Source organism: Pseudomonas sp. WMBT8 (assembly GCF_050916005.1).
GTDB lineage: Bacteria > Pseudomonadota > Gammaproteobacteria > Pseudomonadales > Pseudomonadaceae > Aquipseudomonas.
Genome location: NZ_CP188096.1, coordinates 2,557,518 through 2,574,448, shown reverse-complemented (window position 1 = coordinate 2,574,448; position 16,931 = coordinate 2,557,518). Strand labels below are relative to the sequence as shown.

Sequence of the window (16,931 nt, the reverse complement as noted above, 5' to 3'; positions counted from 1 at the left end):
ACATTTGAAATCTAACGTCGGACGCCACCAGCAACTACGGCCGGCAGCCCGGAACGTAGCTGATCAGCCAGCCTGGCCAACATCTCCTGCACAGATTCCTTCCAAAGGATCTGCTGCACCGGCTTTCCGTCGCTGTGTTTCTTGCCAGTGTCGGTGATGACCGCGAAGATCTTGCCGTCAGGCGTAACTTCCCAGCGCTTCTTGCCATGTTTGTAGATCACCTGATGTTGTAGCCCGCACTCGGCGAGCAATTTGTTCATGCTCACCGCGCTCATGCCAAACTTCGCGCCCAGCTCGGTTGGGGTGAAGTTCATTTCCTGCGATTCGTTGACCAGCCTCTTAACGCCTGCCATTTCCATCAGGTCTACGCCGATAGCTGACTTGACCATGCTATTTGCGCTCAGCAGCGCTTGGTTGCCCTCAAGGCCGAAGCATTCGGCGATGCGCCGAGCGGCGTCAAGGTTGTCGGCCGCTACGGAAAGCTTGCGCTCTTGCGGTATGGCGTTATCGTTTGCCGCGACGGAATCAAACGTGCGGATCACGTTCAGGCTGAATACGGGGCTGATCCACATGGCATAGGCGTAGACCAGTTCCTTGCAGGCGTACGTGCCAGCAGCCCTTCCGCCCCGTGCCACCCTCAAAGCCGTAATTCCGGCTTTGCCAATTTCATCGGCAAGCTCTTGGGCCTGCTGATTTTCCACCCAGCGGGATGGGCGATGGCGATCTTCTCCGCCTGCCGCCCGGTGGAAATCGTTAAGGCTGAAGCGGCCGTCCTGATCCTGGTGAATTTCGATACCTGCAATCATCAGCGCATTCATGCTGTCTTCCTCAGTTCAATCGACGCAGCCACATTTGGATTGAAGCCGTCCAGCGGCATCAGGCTTTTCTCACTGACCGAGTAGCGCTTGCCCTCGACCAGCATCAGCCAGCTTTCTTCAATCTTGCGGATCAGTTGGCCGGAGCGACCGACAAGGTTTGGCCGCTCCGGCATCAGGATCAAGGCGCGGCCGCCAGCCTTAAGGGTGAAGTTCATGCTGCAGCCCTCCGCGCTTGGCTGAGCGATCGAATGCGGAGGTTCTCGGTTGCAAGCGCTACAAACTGGAACATTTCCGCTGTGGAGACATACATATCCCGGTCCACAAGCATTGACTGCATGAATTGCTGCCGCGTTAGAACGAACGCGCCCATTGGCACAGGCGTGACCTGCCGATTGCCGCGATGATCAGCGCTGACGAGATATCGCTCGCATTCGCCAAGCTTCTCGGGGATATCGAATGACTTGCCCTGCCCCTTCGGAATGAATTCACCCTCAAGGACTGCGTAGGCCGCGATGAAGTTACACGCCGACTCGAACTGGCGTGCAGGGATCAACTCAAGACGCGGTACGTTGAAGCGTGTGTGCACTGCCGAATAAATACGAGCGGAAGCACTGCGCTGAATGGAGGCTGGAAGATGTGCCACCTTGTGGCGTGCCAAGCCTTTGAGGGTAGCTGTCTCGGTCATGTCGACCAGATCGTCCATCAGCGTCTTCAATTTGTTGCTGGAGTCTTCGTATCTGCCCTGCTTGCGGATTGCCGGAAGGACCTCAGCGGTGACCCACTTCTTGAAGCGCTTGGCTTCGGCCTTTCGGCTGCGCAGGATTGCCGAGTAAAGGCCTGACTCGTTAATGACCAGCATTTCTTGGTCGCCGCCAGGGGTACGCACAATCTGCGTACCCTTTTCGTCTTCATCCAAGTTTCGAGTCATGTCACCGGCAATACGGTATTCCAAGGCAGACGAGACATCAGCCGCCACGAACCACGGCTGATCATCAATCAGCAGCGTGCGTACCTGCTGCTTGCCGAATTTGAAAGGGATGACATTGGATGTGGCTGTGCTAATATCGCTCATGACGATTTCTTCCTGGTAGTTGATCTCGTTACCCGAAGCCCTGGCCTGCAAGCCGGGGTTTCTTCGTTTTAGGCTACTGCTTGCTTGTCCTGCTGCATTTCCCGCCACTTGAAGCCCTCCTCAATCAAGAGTTCAAGCTCTGTATTGAGACTGCGCCGGTTGGTCATCGCCTCCTCCTTTGCTCTCCCTTTCAGATTCTCCGCAATCCTCAAGCTGTATGGCGCCACCTTATGCGCGTCTTTCATGCGCCTCTCCTTGTTGTTCGTGGACTCATATTAACTCACAAAACCGAAGAGTCAAGTGGACTCATTGAGTCTTTTTGATTCATTTCGCATACTGGCCTTAATACAAAACGCAGGCCCCTTATGAGCGACCGACACGTCATATCTCCATACCCAATCCGCATGCCCTCGGAGCTACGGCAGCGCCTAGAGGAAAGCGCCAAACAGGGTTCAAGGTCTTTGCACGCAGAGATAATCTCTCGCCTTGAGGCCAGTTATGACTACATCCCTGAATCCAGGGCGATCTCTGCCGAAGACGGAGTAGCTGAGCTCAACGAGCTTTATAGTCAGCAAGCAACACTTCTTCATTTGCAGATGGCAAAAATCCGAGCGTTAGTTGATCTGAAGGCCGAACTGAATGATTCGCCGTCTGCAGAAGAAAAGGCTGCGCTGCTTGCGGCCACAACCGTGGCGCAGTCTGAAGTCGATAGCTTGTCCAAGCAGCGGCATGAAGCTGTGCGGAAGTACGATGCACTGCAAGCGCAAATCAAGCTGAACGCCAAGACACCCAAAAAGGGCTGAACAAGCCCGGCCCGCCGGGCTTTTCGACAACACGCCTCAATAATAGGAGCTCCAATGCATAAGGTTTTGCTCGCAGTCAGAGTCGTCCAAAAGGGCGAGCTACTTGGTTACTGCAGCCATCAACTCACCCTTCCCTTCGCCCCCTTTCCTGGCCTTCGTTTAGAGCAAGGAACCAGCTGCAAATTGTGGGAAACGATGACCGGATCGGAGCTCGCGCCAGCTGTTGAGCAGGTCATCTACGATCTGGATGAGGAGCAATTTGTTTGCCTGTTCAATGTGGGCATCCCGCTGCGCGCGTCATTCTGGTACGACGAGGTTGATCTGACTCCAGGGACCGTCAGCGCTGTTGGCGAATACTTCCGCCACATGCCGATTTGCAGGCAGTAGTCTCCGGCAGGCCATCTTTCTCACGCATGCGCAAGGATGCGAAATGTCTTCAATTAAAGAACAACACCTCTCCGAAGCTGAGATACATAAATTCATCGGACTAATCGGACTAAAGCGTGCGGCGCCTGGGCGATACAGCGCTCTACTCGTTGCTAACCTCCTCGGAGGCGCTTTATCCGGCCGGCAAAACCCCTCAACGATTGTTCACGAAATCGAACTCCTCGAGATGGGCGCGCTGGGTCAATTCAAGGCGCCCATACAAAATAAACGACCACCCCTCAAAGGCCTATGGCACAAGCATTACTTACAAGACGGCTTGGCGTCGATAGCAATGAACGTTGATAAGGGACTTAAGCGGTTTGGCATGCCTTTTTTTGACCAGAAAATCGAAGAGGCAAAAGCTGCGGGCGAGACTCGCTACGTAGACCCTACGGACATACCTGCATTGGTCGATGATATTGTGAGCGGAAACCGCCAGAGGCTTGCGGAGCAACAAGCACTGAGCGGTGAATGGATCATATTTGCCAAATACGAAGGCCAGAACTATTACCTCACGATCGCAACACATGACAAAGGGACTCATCAGCATGTGCGCGAGCAGATCGAGCAGGTCTGCTGCGTTGAATTCCCCTTCTTATCGCAGCTCTTGGCTGACGCGGAAGAATCATGACAATTCGCCGCCAAGTGGAGTACGCCGCTCCGGCACAACCCCTCACTTTCAAATGCCTAGGCCACACCAAGCGGGGCGACTTGATTGAGTCCTACCAGCTTGAAGTGACCGACTCCCGCAATGGCACGACCGTAGAGATCTCAGTACCGACGAGGAAGCTCATTTCAGCTCATAGCATGAAGAGCATTCTGCTCGGCCAAAAAATGTTCTACTCCTTCACGCAGCGCAAGCACACCAAAATACTGAGTGAGATGTTCGATCGGCAGCAGCTTGAACTAGTCGAAGACTAGCCCGGCTTGCTGGGCTTATTGATGCCATAAGAGGAGGCATAAATGCTGCACGACTTCACAAGCTTGAAGCTGGCTCTCCAGGACCCCGCATACGGGCCATACGCTCTCTCCAAGATGAGAGAGTTGCTCATTCAAGGACTTGAGAGAAGCTGGCCATCAGAGGCTTACGCGGTAACTAACCTACTCCTACCATGGAGCGGAAAAATTTCAGACCAGTCCCGCAGTGATATCGCTTGGCTAATAGCGCAACTAGAGAAAGACCCGAACTACGGCAATGACGGGTTAAGCAATTTAGTTGTACTGATGCAGACGATTTCCCGTTGAAAAAACTTTCGCCAGATGTAAAAAGCCCTGCGCGGGGCTGGTCGATCGTTGGCTACTTGGCTGTATCTCGGGCGATAGTGCCAAGCTTTTCGAGGTCCTCCACAAGTATGCGAGAAAGCTTGACTGCCAGAGCGGCTTCACTAGCAGGAAGAATATCTCGAATGTCGTAATCTGCTGCCGCTCTCGCTCGCTTGTTGTCCCTCAGCCTTCGGGCGATCTTTTTCAGCCCTTTACCCTGAGCCTCAAACCTCAAAATTAGCTTTTCGTGAACTCCCGCTTCATTTCTTTGCGTGCCAGGCAAACAAAGCCTTGCTGCAGTTTCCAAGGCCCTGTGGTAAGCAGCGTAATAACCTCTACTGATCGCTGACCTGTGATCAATTTCATTCGCTCCTTCCAATAGCCTGAAGGCTTGCTCGAGAAAGTCGTCAGTTGACACGGACATGATAAGCGGCCTCCAGAATGAATTGCTCATCAGGAGTCCAAGGCACGACACCGATCGAAAGCTGCTGGTCGAGGGGGCCGTCATGTTGTTCAATCAGTGCATCCAACACCTTGTCGTTCAGCTCGATCAATTCGTCATCAGATGCTTTGACAACATAGCGATACATAATCCCTTCGTTCTCCATGGCGAAAAGCTTCATACCAAGGATAGGGTGATTGGCATTTGCCCTTATTACCCTACAAGCAGTATCTAGCCGCTTGGTGAGCTCAATATCGGCAACCCCAATTGCCTGAAGAATCTGCGCGGCAGCCGTCTCGCGCGTAAGGTCGTGACTTAGATCCTGGGTCTTCATCAACTCCTCCAGCATTCCAGCCTGGCTGAAATGGGCAGTTAGAAGCGGGCGAGCGCCCTCTGGAAGGTCATCCATCCGGGAAAGCTCTTCCACAATGACTCTGGCCGAGCATATGCGGCCATTCATAAGAGCTATATGAGATCGCGATAGGGACACTGCTATACGATCAACACCGCATTTTTCGGCGAAATCAAGTTCCGCATCCGCTTCAATTTTCCCTTGTACACCAAGCAGATACGCTAGTTCGAGGTGCAGCGCTCCCGCGTAAGTTTTGGGGTGACCTTGCACCTTCAAATCTCCGCGCAACTTTCTCTTGAGCCGCTCAATTGCGAGTTCGTCCATTTCATAAGAGAAGCTGAGCCGCTCCTGAATTCTAAGTCGCTCCTCAGAGCACTCTTCCAGCACTGATTTTGGCTGCTGCATCCTGCTTGTCCCGAAACTGTCATTGAGGAGTTCAAATATGAATTTCTGCTCTGCAGCGCTATCCGGTGCGCTACGCGTCTGTGCAAACAAATAAAGCCCAGCGCAGGCCAGGCTTTACGTACATCAGTCTTTCTTAGGAGTTGGCGGCGGAGGCGGAGCTTTAGGTGGCTGTGCAGGGAGCACGCTTCTGCTGCGCTCTGGATTCACGTTCATCCCATCGTTGACGTGCTTGCGCTCCATAATCAACGGACGGCCATTGTTTTGATCATTCATCAGACATTCCCCTGCGGTTCAAGAAATTCTACCCAGTGCACGTCGCTGTTCGCCACCATCAAGTAAGTGACGCCATCCTGCGGAACCGCATCGTCTCCTACAAGCCAGGTAGGAAATTCCATGACGAAATGCCCGCCTTCTGGCTCCGCAGGCCACGCCAGAGGGTAGCCCATTAAGCGGCGACCGTCCTTGAAGTTCAACACGATGCCGCGATCGGGAAATTTCAGGAATGCGTAGCGCCACTCCCCTACGGACGCTCTCGACGTGAGGCCGCACTTCCTTGCAAGCGTGTAAAAGATGTCATGCTGGGACAGGAATGCCAAGCCCAGTCCAAATACAACGGCCAGCAACAGCGCCCAAGCCATGGCTATATTTTCCGTCCACTCGCCAAGCGAATGGAATTGACCAAGCCAGGTCGCCAAAAAGTAAATGCCATCAACTACAAATCTAATCAAGCCAGTACAGATTAACGCCTGAATCACCTGCTCAAACTGAGTAGGCTTTTTTGCATCCGCAAGCCAGTAAAAAACGACCGTGGCTAGGAAACCTGGTAGCAAGGCCTGCAACAGCGGCATTAGCGTTCCTGCTATTTCACCCATGGGAAGCATCCATTTCGATCTGTGCGGTCAGATTACTCCGGACCTGGCCAGGCATCTAGCGTGGATGGAATGCCAGTAACCGTATGATGATCGCTCGTAGTAGCGTTGTGCCTCCAAAAAAACACCGCATGGAGGCAGCATGGCTTTAGTTACTGAACAAACAAAAAAGTACGTATTTACCACCGACAAGCCTGAAAACGAACACTGGACCCATATATATGGCATAGGGCAAAAGGTGCCTGTTTCTGGCATCTATCGCTGTTACGCATGCGGAGATGAGATCACCTCGAACCAAGGTGATCCGTTCCCCCCGCAGAATAAGTCGCAGCATGAGTGCCAAGGAAAACCTGTTCAGTGGGAATTGATCGTTAGAACCCAAACAAAAGCGTAAAGGATTCCCCAGTCCTTCGCCTGCAAGCCCAAGGACTGGGGTTGCGCCAATATCGGCGCGTTTATGACCTGGAGGTCAATATGAGCAAAACCCCTGTTTCATCATTTGAGGCTGGCGTAGTCGCCGCTTTAGGCGCTGTGTCGTTGTATCTGCGCTCCCGTCCGGACTACGATGCGGCCGAACTGCAAAAGTACGTCAATTTTTTCAAAAACACAGTTCAAGACGGCGCAGATAAGGCCGCTTACGTACTTCCCCTGGATGCCGTAGGTGGTGACCTGAGCAATGTTGAACAAGCAATCAAAAACGGCGTAGGAGCTAAGCCCCGCTAACGCCCACCTGCGCATTGTCGCGAATTACAGCACCGACAATGCGCACTTTCCCATCTTCAGTTACTTCAAACGGCTGAGTCATATTTTGCTCCTGCGGCCCTGCCGCGTCATGTTGGTTGTTTCGCATCTTTGTGCCTGAGGATCAGGCGCCCCTCACACTTTCCCGCTGTTCCGCCATCACCTGCAGGGCTTCAGCCTCCATACGCCGGAAGTCGCTGAAAATGGTTTGTCGTTGGCTGATCGGCACGCCGCACATCCGAATCACACCGGAGAGAACGCTGTAGTCCATGCCTGTTGCGCCGCACGCGCCCGTGCGCCACTGGGTGCTCATGGCCTCGAAGACTTTGAAGGCCTCCCAGTTATCCGGCCAGATGCCGATTTCCTTGTCGGGAATGTCTTGGCGAGACAAACCGAAGGCCATCAGTTCTGCATCTGATGGCCCTGGCTCATACAGCGCGCGGGAGGCGCTTAGGAGTTTCCCAGGCGGGCTTCACTGAAGGCTTCTGCGTAGGCATTCAGCACAGCCTTCGGGGCCGAGTTGATCGAGTTGACGAGGATGCGCACGTTTTCAGGCGTGAATTCCTCTTCAATATCCCAGCCCACCACTACATCCAATAGTTGGTCGGCTTGCAGGGCGATCTGGGCGGCAGTGAAAGCTTTGAGGTCCATGTCCCCTACCTGCTTGCCCAACTCGTCGTGCCGCTCGTTCCAGCCGGTATACAGCTCGGCCAGCGCGGTTCGGTCCAGGTACTTGAATTCGAACTCAACCTTTTCAGCGTTGTAGCCCGCGCGCTGGATCATCACCGGCGCCTTGAAGGTTGGCTTTTGGATCAACTTGAACTTGTCCATGGGTTACACCGCGGCCGCGTAACGGGTTGGACGACCGGTCAGCGCCAGGCTGATCACACGGGTCATCAGGTTGTTGCGGGACATGGTCGGGGTCGACGTGATCGACACGTAACCGTTGTAGATAATGCTGCTACCGCCCGGCAGGTTCAGGCGAAGCAAGCGAGCCTGCTTATCATCGTCCGCCGCCTCACAGACGGCCACATATGGCTTGGACGGATCATCAGCCACGGTGAAGGTCAACGTGATGGGGTTCTTGGTAGTCGGCATCTGGCGATCGTCATCGTCAGCCAGAAAGCCAAAGGTCAGGAACTGCTGATCACCACCACTGGAGCTCATCTCGGTGATCTGAGAGATCTCGGTGAAGGCTGTTACCTCACGGACAGAGCCGATACCGGAGCCCGCGGGGTACTGCTGAGCGTTGGTGGTGTTCACGCCAGCCAGGGCGAAGGTGCCGCTGGCAATTACCCCCACACGGACACCGCGGCCGTCGAGGCGAGTCCAGCCGGAACTGACGGCGACTACATCGCCCTCGGCCAAGCCATGGGCTGCAGCAGTTGCGATTGCCGGATTGGCATTGGTCAGCGCAGTGAATGGGATTGCAACGCCGTAAGTCGACGCAATCTCAAGGGTGGCGCCGTTGGGCATTTGGATGCCGGCCATGGGTGTTTCCTCTTTTCAGAAATGACAAAACCCGCACAGAGGCGGGTTTCGGGGGTTGCCCAACGGGCGGATTAGAACGTATCGGCTCGATACTGAAACGACAGAGGCAAGGTACTCGTGGTCTCGCCCTGGATGGATGCGGCCGTGGCCATGGGCGAGCGGACGTAAACCGTGAAGTCCGCTTTCGTCAGCGACAGGTTGTTCGGGTACACCTGTGCGACCTCTTCAGCAATTGCGCCAGCGGCACCAGTGCCCGAGCCGGGCGCAGTAACCACGCTGACCTGAAATACGCCCCGGTAGGAGACGTGCTTGCCTGCAAGATCCTCGCTATCGGTATTCCCGGGCATCAGGTATGCCCTCAGGTAAGAATCCCCTCCAGCCGGCGGCGTGAATGCCACGCCTTCATAAGCGATCACCAGCTTGGGTGCGCGCGTATCAGCCCAGGCCTTCAAGCGTGCCTCGAACAGACTTCGGATAATCCGGTCGCTCATTTTGAAAGCTCCGAGACGGCTTTGTTGATGTACATCTGAAACTCCGTCACGGTGATCTGTACCATCCCGGCCGGCGCCTGGTTGGACCAGCCTTCGTACTCAAGCCGAGGGCCGTACGGGAGATTGTTCGTGATCCAGATCGCCCCTTTGCCAATCGTAAACGTCTGGATAAGAGCTGCGCCCGCATCCCTTGTCGCGCTGCTCTTTGGATCAATGCGGTCGATGCTACTGGTGATTGCGGTATCAAAAGAGACCTGCCAGTTACCCCTAAAGCGACCTCCTACATATTCCTTACCTGCAACGAGGTCCATACCATCTTTGATCAAGCGCCCAGGCTTTAGGCGGCCATTTTTGGTGAGATTGGTAGGGTCGTTACGTAACTCTGTATTCAGCCTCTTAACTTCATCGTTGTACTGAACTGCAGTGGCATTGACCGCCCACAGCTCTGGGTTACCGACTGGTGACCGATCGACAATGGAGGTCAGAAGGTCGATGGCGGTCTTCTTGACCACTTCCTCAAGATCACTTTTGGTCTTCTCGACGAACTCCCGAACATCGATGCTAAAGCTCATTTTCTGGCCTGCACGCTGAAGCCGACAGCGATGCCAGCATAGTCCCAAGGATCGACGTGCTGGACCGTGTAGGTGTCACCGTCGAAGGCGATCTTGTCGAGTGTCACCGGCTGCGGAGTGTCCACGCCATCCAGCAGCACCGGCGAGATCAGGATTTTTACGTCGCCCTGCTTGATCAGCGAGCCGTCGATATCTTGCTGGCGATAGTTTTGGCGCAGCCCTGAGCCGTCGAATTGCTCCGTTAGCACCGAGCTTCCGCCAACCTCGGGATCGTACTCGCCGGTAGTGACCCGAATCAGGGAGAGCTCCAGCCCCTTACCACCTCTTGATCGGGGCGCAAGCATTCTTGAGGACGCAGCCTTGGCACGATCATAAATATCTGGCATAAGCCCTCCCCCCAAAACCACCGCTAAAAGGAATTTGAAATGTTGACGCAAGCGAATAGGGCAAAAGCGATTACTGAGAGAAGGGTCCGATTGATCACTACGCAATCATTGTCCGGAGATACGGAAGCGCTGAAAACCCAACTTCGAGACTCAATATTGCTGGCTTTTCAGTACTTAGGCTTATCCATGATGGGCTTGAGATTCGTAGAGTTCTATGTTGCTCGTGGAGCAAAATTTTCACCCTTTGACGAGGACATGGTGAGCGAATTCGAAGACATGTTGCTTGAAGGATTGTCACCGTTGCAGATAAAAGCAAAGTTGGTCACCCTCTCTCTAGGGGTTTAGCTCCTCATCAGGCTGACCTGACTTGAAGATTCCAGCAGCCCAGCGAACTGGGCATACGACTGCCGGGTTGCCGCCGGCTTGCTCACCGACTTACTGGCGACGGCAAACGTGGTGCTGATCGGCCCAACAGTTTCGGAAACGACTGCTCCCGTTTTGGTTTCGGGCGCGATCAGGTCATCCGCATGGATCTCGGCGGCCAATGCCATCTGGCCAGCCTTGATCTGTGGAGGGATCTCGTCGAACCGCAACACCCAGCCTTGACGCTTGACCTCAGCTCTAGGCCAGGCCAGCGCCTGATCGCGATTCACAGCTCTGCCCTTCCATGGCATTGCGTCCATTTGCAGGGCTGCTCGGCGTAGCAGGGATTCCTGCGCAACCTCGTCGGCCGGAATGACCTTGCCGAAGTTCGTGGCATAGGTGACCAGTTCGGCGGCCGTTGCGAAGCTATCGGCGCCTGACACCACCTTGCCGTTCTCGATCACCAGAGCCATATCAGACCTCTTTCCAGCCGAGTCGTTTGTGATCATCCAGGCAAGAAGGGTGAACGTGCAGTTCTTCCCCGCCCTGCTCAACCTTGACCAGGCCGGTGAAGTCCGGTTCATCGTCTTCCACGGCTGACTTACCTTTCGGCTTCGCCGCTGCAGCTTCATCCGCAAGGCGTTGAGCGTCTGCCGCAGCCAAATCAATCGCGTCCTGTGCGCTGTTGCTCCAGTCAACACGCTCCTGCTCGCCCAGGGCCTCAAAAGCCTCCGCGCTCAAACCGCTGAGCTCGATAGCCTTGGCCAGCAGCACCTTTGCCGCCTTCTGTTCTTTAGTCAGTCCTGCCATTTTCATTCTCCAGAAACAACGCAAGGGCCGAAGCCCCTGGTCGTCGTAGTGATTGAGTTAACCGATCAACAAGCTGATGTGCTCATCCTTGATAGCGCGGCAGCCCCAGGCCAAACGGACGTGGTAAGCCGTTTGCAGGAACTGGCGATAAACCGCGACTTCGAATGACAGGCCTGTCAGCGGATCGGTGATCGTGATCACGTCATCTGCAGAGTCACCGCCCTCAGGCATTGCAGGGGCACGAGTGGCCAGTACGATGGCCGAGCGGGCAAACGCCACGTTCGCGGTGTACGAGTTGCCCAAGGTGAGTGCGTTGCCAGTCGGGATAATGATCTGCGAGCCGGGCTTGTTCAGCGCGATAGTGCCCGGGGCCGCAACACCGGTACCGACGACGTACTTGTTGTCGCCGTCAGCCGCGAAGGTCGCGATATCGCCGGCCAAGACAGTGCCAGTACCAGTGGCCAGTGCAATGTTGGTTGCACCTACTGCGGTGGCACCGTTGGTGACGTACGCAGCGCCAGTACCTTTGACGTGTCGCCCAACTTGATGGGAGTGACGGATAGCCATGTTCATGATTCGATCAGTCATGCCGTTGCGTAGCATGTCGCTGGAGCCTGCCTCATTGACCTTGAACAGCACAGATTGCTTGCCGCGCATGTTTCCAATCGCTGAGTGCCCCAAGACCAGTTGCAAATCGTTAGTTGGTGCACCGTTCTGCTCTAAAACACCTAGGACACCTGCGAAGTCGGACAGATCTGCAGCAGTGCCGAATGGCGTGGTGCCCGCAGTACCGAACGCACGGGAAGCATTCCGGTACGCCTCAAGCCAAAGATCCTTCTCAATCTCATTCACCAAAGTCCGCATCGCCTGGTAAAAGCGATCAGCCTGAATGGAAGAGAAAGTGCCGGCATTTTGCAGGCCTCGGGTTTGCTCACCATTCCAGCGAACCGGAACGTGTTTACTCTTTGTGATGGCTACTGCGACGTTATCAACGACAGTATCACCAGTGTCCGGGGCCGTTACGCCTGGGGTGTTATCGGACGCTGCTTCTGCGCTGGTGATCGGAACCAGTACGTCCTGACCGATTGCAGCTCGGGCAACCGACGAATCGCGGGATACGGCAGGGATGAAACCCGTCAGCTCTCGCGAGATTACGTCCAGTGCTTCGTACAAGTCCGGCACAAGGCCGTTAAGGGTGCTCGCCATTTTGGCTTTCTCCACAAAAAAGCCCGCTCAGTGGCGGGCATTGATTACTTGCCGGGCAAACCCCGGCGGCTTTGGTCAGTCGGTAACCGTGCCGCCATTGCGGGCGTGATCTGCCTTTGCGGCGGGATCAAGCGCATCAAACGCGGCTCGAGGAAGGGCTTTGTTGTCACCACCCTTGCTACCATTATTGGGAGCCCCACCACCATTGGCGCCAGACCCCTTCAAGATGTTGTCGCGATATGGGTAACGTTCGACGAGAGTTTCCAGCGCCTCATCGAAGTCAGCCAACTCACCCGGGCGAACTCGGCTGTAGATCTTGTTGCCATCGTCGCCATAAGCCACGACCTTACCTTCTTCGACCTTGAAGGCCTTGCCGAAAGTGTTCTGCAGCATGTCAGGCGGAACCGTGATCTTGTCGGAAACAAACTTGGAGCGCCCGAAAGCGCCGCCGATCTTTTCCTGATAGAGAATGCCGGTGGTGGTGTCACGCTCGGCAGTGACGGTCTTCACCTGTTCCGCAAGGGTGGTGACCTGAGCCTTGAACTTCTCCTCGGTGGCGGCAATAGCAGCCGCCTTGATCTCATCGACCTTGCCCGCCTGGACAAGCTGGCCAGAGTCAAGGTTGGCGACTGTTGCCAGTGCTGCAAGAGCCTGCTCAGGGTCCTCAATGCCCTCGAATGCTTTGGCGCGAGCCTCAGCAGTCTCTTTGGCTTCGCGGTGACCTTTGGCTTCAGCGTTCAGCGCGGTGATTTTGGATACGGCCGACGGCGCGTCAAACGCCACGTCCTTCCCATCGTCGTGCGTGTAGACCGGCTTGCCATCCTGTACAACCACATAGCCTTGTTCGTCGAGTTTCAGTTTCATCGGTTCGTCTCCGGGCATCCGCCCATTTGGTGGGCCATCCGGCCCGACGCGGCGCTATCCATCCGGAATCGCGCCCATAAAAAAGCCCCGGCGGATGCCAGGGCTTTGAAATACTGCTGTCGGCTATTTATTGAGTGTAGAAAACTCCAAGCTTTGCTGCTCTTGCCTCAGGCGACGTGAAATCCCTTCAACGAAAATAGGGTCTAGCTCCTTATAGAACCGGCCAAGACTTGTGGTTACCACTAGCCTGAGCCCGGTAAATTCAGAACCAAACGTCTTGGCCACTAACCTGGCGACTTGTAGCCTGTGCTGATCGCCGACCAAAACACTGATTAACTCTCCGAAATCGATCCGTCCGACCGGAAACTCCTCAGCCAGGAAATGGGTTCCGGACAGCCCAACCTTCTTATCTGAGCCCTCTGCACCAATGTGTAGCCCTGTAACCAGAGAAGGGCGATTCCCCGAGGAAACCATTTTTATCAGTAGGCCTTCCTGACGAGAGGTTTGCTCAACAATCAATTGTTCTGTGTTTTCCCTTCTCTGCTTATCGCTAAGCCAAAGAGTCACTAACACAGCGGCGAGCGCACCAATGCCCGAAACCCAATCTCCAACACTCCCGAGGTTGAGCAAATAAACGTCAGCAGTTGCCAGGTTGATCTTTATGGCCACAGCAAACCCTATAGCGAATCCCGCCAATACAGCTAGCGCTACAAGTACCGAAACCCATGATTTTGTCATGATGCACCTCGCAAAAGTTGCGAGGCGTTATATCAGTACTGGAAAGCTGGATCCAGTGGGCGGACAACTACAGAAGAACGACTCTTTCACCCCGCAGCAGGCACCCGACACAGATCAGAGTCTTAGTGCCGCCAGTCGGCCATTCTTCATAAGAACACCAATCTTCGTTTCGCTAACCTCGCGCCCACCGCAGCGATGGCACTGAACCATCGTTGCCGGCTTGGGCATCGCGCGAACGCGCTTGCGGACCTGCTCCGCCGGAGTGTCCGGGGCTGGCGTACCTTGAATGAGGTGAAGCTTGAGTTTGTCGGTCATGTAGCCATCTTAGCGAATGCCTGCGCGTCATGCCGCTTGATCTGCTCCAAAGTCAGCCATTCACCGGTTGGCGAGTAGAAGTCCTCAAGGCTCTTGCCGTCCTTGTAGAGTTGGTACCGCATCGGCCCGAGGACTTGAGCCTTCCGGGCATCTGACTGGCGTTCAAGCCAAGTCCCATAAGTGGTATCCCCCGGCACCTGGCCATCCATGCTCGCTCGTTGACTTGGCGCCATCTCGTCAATGGGAATGCCAAGCTCTCGCCATGACTTGGTTCGCGGCGTTGAGGTGCTGCGACAGCAAAAGTGAATCCGCCCCGGACCTTGCAACCAGGGCACCTTATGCCCTATCGGCTTGTGCGTGCCGACCTCATACGAAAGCTTGTCCCGGATGATGCAGTCGGTGGAGGTCTTCGTGTCCAGGGTGCTGAGCCAATCTTCGGCCTTCAAGATCTCGCTGTTTGCGACGTTGAACTGTTCGCGTGCCGTGGCCGCTGTGTGGCTCACGGCCGTTTGCACGACCGATGCCAGGTCTTTACGGGGCCTCTCAAGGAAGCCATCGGCATAGCCCACCGCCCTGGTGCCACGAATGCTGCGGATGATCTGGTCGGTGGTCCTGCCTTCCAAATAGCCGGATCGGATCGCGTTGCGAACCTTGACCATGCGCTCGGCTCCCACCTGCTTGCCCCAGTCTCGCAACAGGCGCCCTTGGAATGGGCGAGACATCGCCGCGGCGTAGACTTGCTCGCCACTAATACCAACAAGCGGGAATCGAATCAGGACTGGTTCTGGAAGCGTCTTCTGGAACAGCGTCTGCTGCCAGCTGGTTTCGTAGCTCGCGAGCTCCTGCAGTTCCGCCTCAAGGGCTTTGAACACCTGGTCGTAGGCTTGAGCATTGACCGCCCTCACCTCATCCAACAGCAACTCGAGGCGCTCAACAGTAAACGACTCGACGGGCATCCGCTCCAGCGCTTCTGTGAGTGCAGCCGAGAGGCTGGCATCAGACCGATTGAGCAGAGCGATGATGCGCCGTACTACGCCAAGTTTGTACTTCTCCAGCGATACCGCGTGGGCGATATGCTCGTCCTGAAGAATCTCGTTGACCGTTGCCATTTAGAGAGCTCCGAGCGCTGGCCCCTGGTCGGCGATCTTCTGCTTCTCGACCTCCCACTCAATGTCATCCGAGACCACGCCGCGGCGCTTGTACTCATTGAACAGGGTTTCGTCGGAAAGCCGGCCTTGAGCTGCCATGTTGAGGAGTAAAGGAAGAGTGGTTTCAGGCGCGAAGTCCACGTCGAAGTTGCCATTCACCTTCACATGGCCGCCTTCCTTCTCCCCCTTCCAGAGCGCGAAGAACTGAAGCACCTGGTCAAGCGTGTCCTCAAGCTGGCCAGCCATGGTTTGCAGCGGGCTCATTTCTTGAGCCGCCTCTTCCTCAGCCTGGGTCGCAGTCTTCGTGGACTGCTTGTCCTTCTGAAGCAGCTTGGCGCCGGCGATGCGCATCTGATCTTCAAGGTCTTCGAGCGACTTGCGGCCGGCCTCAATGGCGGTGCCGGTATGCTCCACCCACTTCATGTCGCCGCCGGTAGGCAACTTGGTAGCAGAGCTAGTCCCGACTTTGAGTTCGAAGGCGTCGTCGTCGATGCCGGAGATCATCAGCATTGGCACCCGGGCAACGTGCAGGATGTTGTCCTGATCGCTTTGGGACTGCCAGTGCTTCTTGTTGAGGTGCGCCAGCTCCAGCAGCGGCGGCGTTGCGGTCATGAAGCCTGTGCGCTTGGTGTAGTACGTAGCTAGTGGAATGATCGTGAGTGTGTTCGTTCCTTCATCGGCCTTGGCCCACTCCTTTTTCCCATTGGCGTCTTCAGTCTTGCGATACACCCTCCAGCCACCAGGGATCAAAACCCTGATCTGCGGAATGACTGTCACACCGAAATCGCCTACGCGCTCTTCGACCGCCTCCGCATACCAGAACTGGGACAGCGAGCATTCGCCGCCCTTCTCCTCGGTGAGCCAGCCAATAACCTGCTGGGGGTGAATCATCACCGCGTAAGGCCGCACGCCAGCGGCCTTCTCGTCGGCGGCAGTGCGGACAACAGAGTTACCTTGCTCATCTTTCGTTTTCGGGTAATCGGCCAGGACATGGCAAAGACCATGGGATAGCCCGACGGTGAACAGCTGCTGAGCCCAGACCTGCAGGTTATTGCCCTGCCGGTCGAAGTTCTGCACGTAGGGCTTGATCGTCTCAGGCACATCCTCACCAAGCACAATGTTCTCAGCAAACACCCTGCCCTTCATGTTCTGGACCGTCTCGCTGAATGCCGGGAGTAGCGTGGACAGCGACAAGCGCTCCTTGTAGGCGTCGTCGTCTTCCTTTGGCCACTTCGGCAGATAGAGCTTGCCCGCGAGTTGCATCGCCTTCGTTCCGCCCATCAGCGCGTCAACAAGAGCCCAGTCTTCGCGCATGGCGTCTACTGCCGGTAGCGTTTTACTTGGGTCGTTGCTCAT

The 16,931-nt window shown here is 55.6% G+C and carries 30 protein-coding genes and 1 pseudogene; 9 read left to right on the top strand and 22 right to left on the bottom strand.

Features of this window, described 5'->3' with window-relative positions:
• Positions 1-11 precede the first annotated feature (11 nt).
• The 4 genes from ACO77H_RS12135 to ACO77H_RS12120 all read right to left on the bottom strand — a co-directional run bounded on the left by ACO77H_RS12135 (position 12) and on the right by ACO77H_RS12120 (position 2,135).
• Entirely contained in the window at positions 12-818 is an 807-nt protein-coding gene (locus tag ACO77H_RS12135; RefSeq protein ID WP_432755561.1) for a KilA-N domain-containing protein, read from the bottom strand.
• On the bottom strand, positions 815-1,033 hold the full coding sequence (locus ACO77H_RS12130) for a hypothetical protein (protein ID WP_432755560.1): 219 nt from the start codon (positions 1,031-1,033) through the stop codon (positions 815-817). Before ACO77H_RS12130 ends, ACO77H_RS12135 begins: the two co-directional genes overlap by 4 nt.
• Positions 1,030-1,890: a BRO family protein gene (locus tag ACO77H_RS12125; RefSeq protein WP_432755559.1), complete on the bottom strand. Its 861-nt coding sequence runs from the start codon at positions 1,888-1,890 to the stop codon at positions 1,030-1,032. Before ACO77H_RS12125 ends, ACO77H_RS12130 begins: the two co-directional genes overlap by 4 nt.
• Before the next feature lie 68 nt (positions 1,891-1,958).
• Positions 1,959-2,135 (bottom strand): hypothetical protein, encoded by a 177-nt coding sequence (locus ACO77H_RS12120; RefSeq protein WP_432755558.1) that lies wholly within the window; start codon positions 2,133-2,135, stop codon positions 1,959-1,961.
• 120 nt (positions 2,136-2,255) lie between these two features.
• On the opposite strand from ACO77H_RS12120, the pseudogene ACO77H_RS12115 reads away from it, so the two are divergent.
• The 6 genes and pseudogenes from ACO77H_RS12115 to ACO77H_RS12090 all read left to right on the top strand — a co-directional run.
• Positions 2,256-2,342, top strand: a pseudogene (locus tag ACO77H_RS12115) (hypothetical protein); the annotation flags it as partial.
• Positions 2,343-2,351: 9 nt separating this feature from the next.
• On the top strand, positions 2,352-2,693 hold the full coding sequence (locus tag ACO77H_RS12110; protein ID WP_432755789.1) for a hypothetical protein: 342 nt from the start codon (positions 2,352-2,354) through the stop codon (positions 2,691-2,693).
• A gap of 54 nt (positions 2,694-2,747) precedes the next feature.
• Entirely contained in the window at positions 2,748-3,080 is a 333-nt protein-coding gene (locus tag ACO77H_RS12105; protein ID WP_432755557.1) for a hypothetical protein, read from the top strand.
• A gap of 43 nt (positions 3,081-3,123) precedes the next feature.
• Complete coding sequence (locus ACO77H_RS12100) at positions 3,124-3,750, top strand: hypothetical protein (RefSeq protein ID WP_432755556.1); 627 nt, start codon at positions 3,124-3,126, stop codon at positions 3,748-3,750.
• Positions 3,747-4,040: a hypothetical protein gene (locus ACO77H_RS12095; protein ID WP_432755555.1), complete on the top strand. Its 294-nt coding sequence runs from the start codon at positions 3,747-3,749 to the stop codon at positions 4,038-4,040. The genes ACO77H_RS12100 and ACO77H_RS12095 overlap by 4 nt, the downstream gene beginning before the upstream one ends.
• A 42-nt stretch (positions 4,041-4,082) precedes the next feature.
• The gene (locus tag ACO77H_RS12090; protein WP_432755554.1) at positions 4,083-4,364 is read left to right on the top strand and encodes a hypothetical protein; all 282 of its coding nucleotides are present in this window, start codon (positions 4,083-4,085) and stop codon (positions 4,362-4,364) included.
• 52 nt (positions 4,365-4,416) lie between these two features.
• On the opposite strand, the gene ACO77H_RS12085 is transcribed toward ACO77H_RS12090, so the two are convergent.
• The 4 genes from ACO77H_RS12085 to ACO77H_RS12070 form a co-directional block, all read right to left on the bottom strand.
• Entirely contained in the window at positions 4,417-4,806 is a 390-nt protein-coding gene (locus tag ACO77H_RS12085; RefSeq protein WP_308935625.1) for a hypothetical protein, read from the bottom strand.
• Positions 4,790-5,581 carry a hypothetical protein gene (locus ACO77H_RS12080; protein WP_432755553.1) on the bottom strand — a complete coding sequence of 264 codons (792 nt, stop codon included), beginning with the start codon at positions 5,579-5,581 and terminating at the stop codon, positions 4,790-4,792. Before ACO77H_RS12080 ends, ACO77H_RS12085 begins: the two co-directional genes overlap by 17 nt.
• Before the next feature lie 123 nt (positions 5,582-5,704).
• Positions 5,705-5,854, bottom strand: a complete 150-nt coding sequence (locus tag ACO77H_RS12075) for a hypothetical protein (RefSeq protein WP_432755552.1) — start codon at positions 5,852-5,854, stop codon at positions 5,705-5,707.
• A complete protein-coding gene (locus ACO77H_RS12070; RefSeq protein WP_432755551.1) occupies positions 5,854-6,453 on the bottom strand; it encodes a DUF6338 family protein in 600 nt (199 codons plus the stop codon). Before ACO77H_RS12070 ends, ACO77H_RS12075 begins: the two co-directional genes overlap by 1 nt.
• A 139-nt stretch (positions 6,454-6,592) precedes the next feature.
• Here ACO77H_RS12070 and ACO77H_RS12065 point away from each other — a divergent pair, with 139 nt between their 5' ends.
• The gene (locus ACO77H_RS12065; protein WP_432755550.1) at positions 6,593-6,844 is read left to right on the top strand and encodes a protein L; all 252 of its coding nucleotides are present in this window, start codon (positions 6,593-6,595) and stop codon (positions 6,842-6,844) included.
• 80 nt (positions 6,845-6,924) lie between these two features.
• A complete protein-coding gene (locus ACO77H_RS12060; protein ID WP_432755549.1) occupies positions 6,925-7,173 on the top strand; it encodes a hypothetical protein in 249 nt (82 codons plus the stop codon).
• A gap of 142 nt (positions 7,174-7,315) precedes the next feature.
• Here the strand turns inward: ACO77H_RS12060 and ACO77H_RS12055 are convergent, their stop codons facing one another.
• The 6 genes from ACO77H_RS12055 to ACO77H_RS12030 form a co-directional block, all read right to left on the bottom strand.
• Positions 7,316-7,594, bottom strand: coding sequence for a DUF1799 domain-containing protein (locus ACO77H_RS12055; RefSeq protein WP_432755548.1), 279 nt, complete (start codon positions 7,592-7,594; stop codon positions 7,316-7,318).
• Between the two features lie 47 nt (positions 7,595-7,641).
• Positions 7,642-8,022 (bottom strand): phage tail assembly chaperone, encoded by a 381-nt coding sequence (locus ACO77H_RS12050; RefSeq protein ID WP_432755547.1) that lies wholly within the window; start codon positions 8,020-8,022, stop codon positions 7,642-7,644.
• A gap of 3 nt (positions 8,023-8,025) precedes the next feature.
• Entirely contained in the window at positions 8,026-8,682 is a 657-nt protein-coding gene (locus ACO77H_RS12045; RefSeq protein ID WP_432755546.1) for a phage tail protein, read from the bottom strand.
• A gap of 71 nt (positions 8,683-8,753) precedes the next feature.
• Positions 8,754-9,173, bottom strand: coding sequence for a phage tail terminator-like protein (locus ACO77H_RS12040; RefSeq protein ID WP_432755545.1), 420 nt, complete (start codon positions 9,171-9,173; stop codon positions 8,754-8,756).
• Positions 9,170-9,745, bottom strand: coding sequence for a hypothetical protein (locus tag ACO77H_RS12035; protein WP_432755544.1), 576 nt, complete (start codon positions 9,743-9,745; stop codon positions 9,170-9,172). The genes ACO77H_RS12040 and ACO77H_RS12035 overlap by 4 nt, the downstream gene beginning before the upstream one ends.
• A complete protein-coding gene (locus ACO77H_RS12030; RefSeq protein ID WP_432755543.1) occupies positions 9,742-10,131 on the bottom strand; it encodes a hypothetical protein in 390 nt (129 codons plus the stop codon). The genes ACO77H_RS12035 and ACO77H_RS12030 overlap by 4 nt, the downstream gene beginning before the upstream one ends.
• A gap of 39 nt (positions 10,132-10,170) precedes the next feature.
• Between ACO77H_RS12030 and ACO77H_RS12025 the strand changes: the two genes are divergently transcribed.
• Positions 10,171-10,476, top strand: coding sequence for a hypothetical protein (locus tag ACO77H_RS12025; protein WP_432755542.1), 306 nt, complete (start codon positions 10,171-10,173; stop codon positions 10,474-10,476).
• On the opposite strand, the gene ACO77H_RS12020 is transcribed toward ACO77H_RS12025, so the two are convergent.
• The 8 genes from ACO77H_RS12020 to ACO77H_RS11985 form a co-directional block, all read right to left on the bottom strand.
• Entirely contained in the window at positions 10,473-10,967 is a 495-nt protein-coding gene (locus ACO77H_RS12020) for a DnaT-like ssDNA-binding protein (RefSeq protein WP_432755541.1), read from the bottom strand. The genes ACO77H_RS12025 and ACO77H_RS12020 overlap by 4 nt on opposite strands.
• Position 10,968: 1 nt before the next feature.
• The gene (locus ACO77H_RS12015; protein WP_432755540.1) at positions 10,969-11,304 is read right to left on the bottom strand and encodes a hypothetical protein; all 336 of its coding nucleotides are present in this window, start codon (positions 11,302-11,304) and stop codon (positions 10,969-10,971) included.
• A gap of 57 nt (positions 11,305-11,361) precedes the next feature.
• On the bottom strand, positions 11,362-12,510 hold the full coding sequence (locus ACO77H_RS12010) for a P22 phage major capsid protein family protein (RefSeq protein WP_432755539.1): 1,149 nt from the start codon (positions 12,508-12,510) through the stop codon (positions 11,362-11,364).
• A 75-nt stretch (positions 12,511-12,585) separates the two neighbouring features.
• Positions 12,586-13,374, bottom strand: coding sequence for a DUF6651 domain-containing protein (locus ACO77H_RS12005; RefSeq protein WP_432755538.1), 789 nt, complete (start codon positions 13,372-13,374; stop codon positions 12,586-12,588).
• A gap of 123 nt (positions 13,375-13,497) precedes the next feature.
• Positions 13,498-14,112, bottom strand: a complete 615-nt coding sequence (locus tag ACO77H_RS12000; RefSeq protein ID WP_432755537.1) for a hypothetical protein — start codon at positions 14,110-14,112, stop codon at positions 13,498-13,500.
• A gap of 114 nt (positions 14,113-14,226) precedes the next feature.
• Positions 14,227-14,427 carry a hypothetical protein gene (locus tag ACO77H_RS11995; protein ID WP_432755536.1) on the bottom strand — a complete coding sequence of 67 codons (201 nt, stop codon included), beginning with the start codon at positions 14,425-14,427 and terminating at the stop codon, positions 14,227-14,229.
• Positions 14,424-15,536 carry a hypothetical protein gene (locus ACO77H_RS11990; RefSeq protein ID WP_432755535.1) on the bottom strand — a complete coding sequence of 371 codons (1,113 nt, stop codon included), beginning with the start codon at positions 15,534-15,536 and terminating at the stop codon, positions 14,424-14,426. Before ACO77H_RS11990 ends, ACO77H_RS11995 begins: the two co-directional genes overlap by 4 nt.
• Positions 15,537-16,931 (bottom strand): DUF4055 domain-containing protein, encoded by a 1,395-nt coding sequence (locus ACO77H_RS11985; protein WP_432755534.1) that lies wholly within the window; start codon positions 16,929-16,931, stop codon positions 15,537-15,539.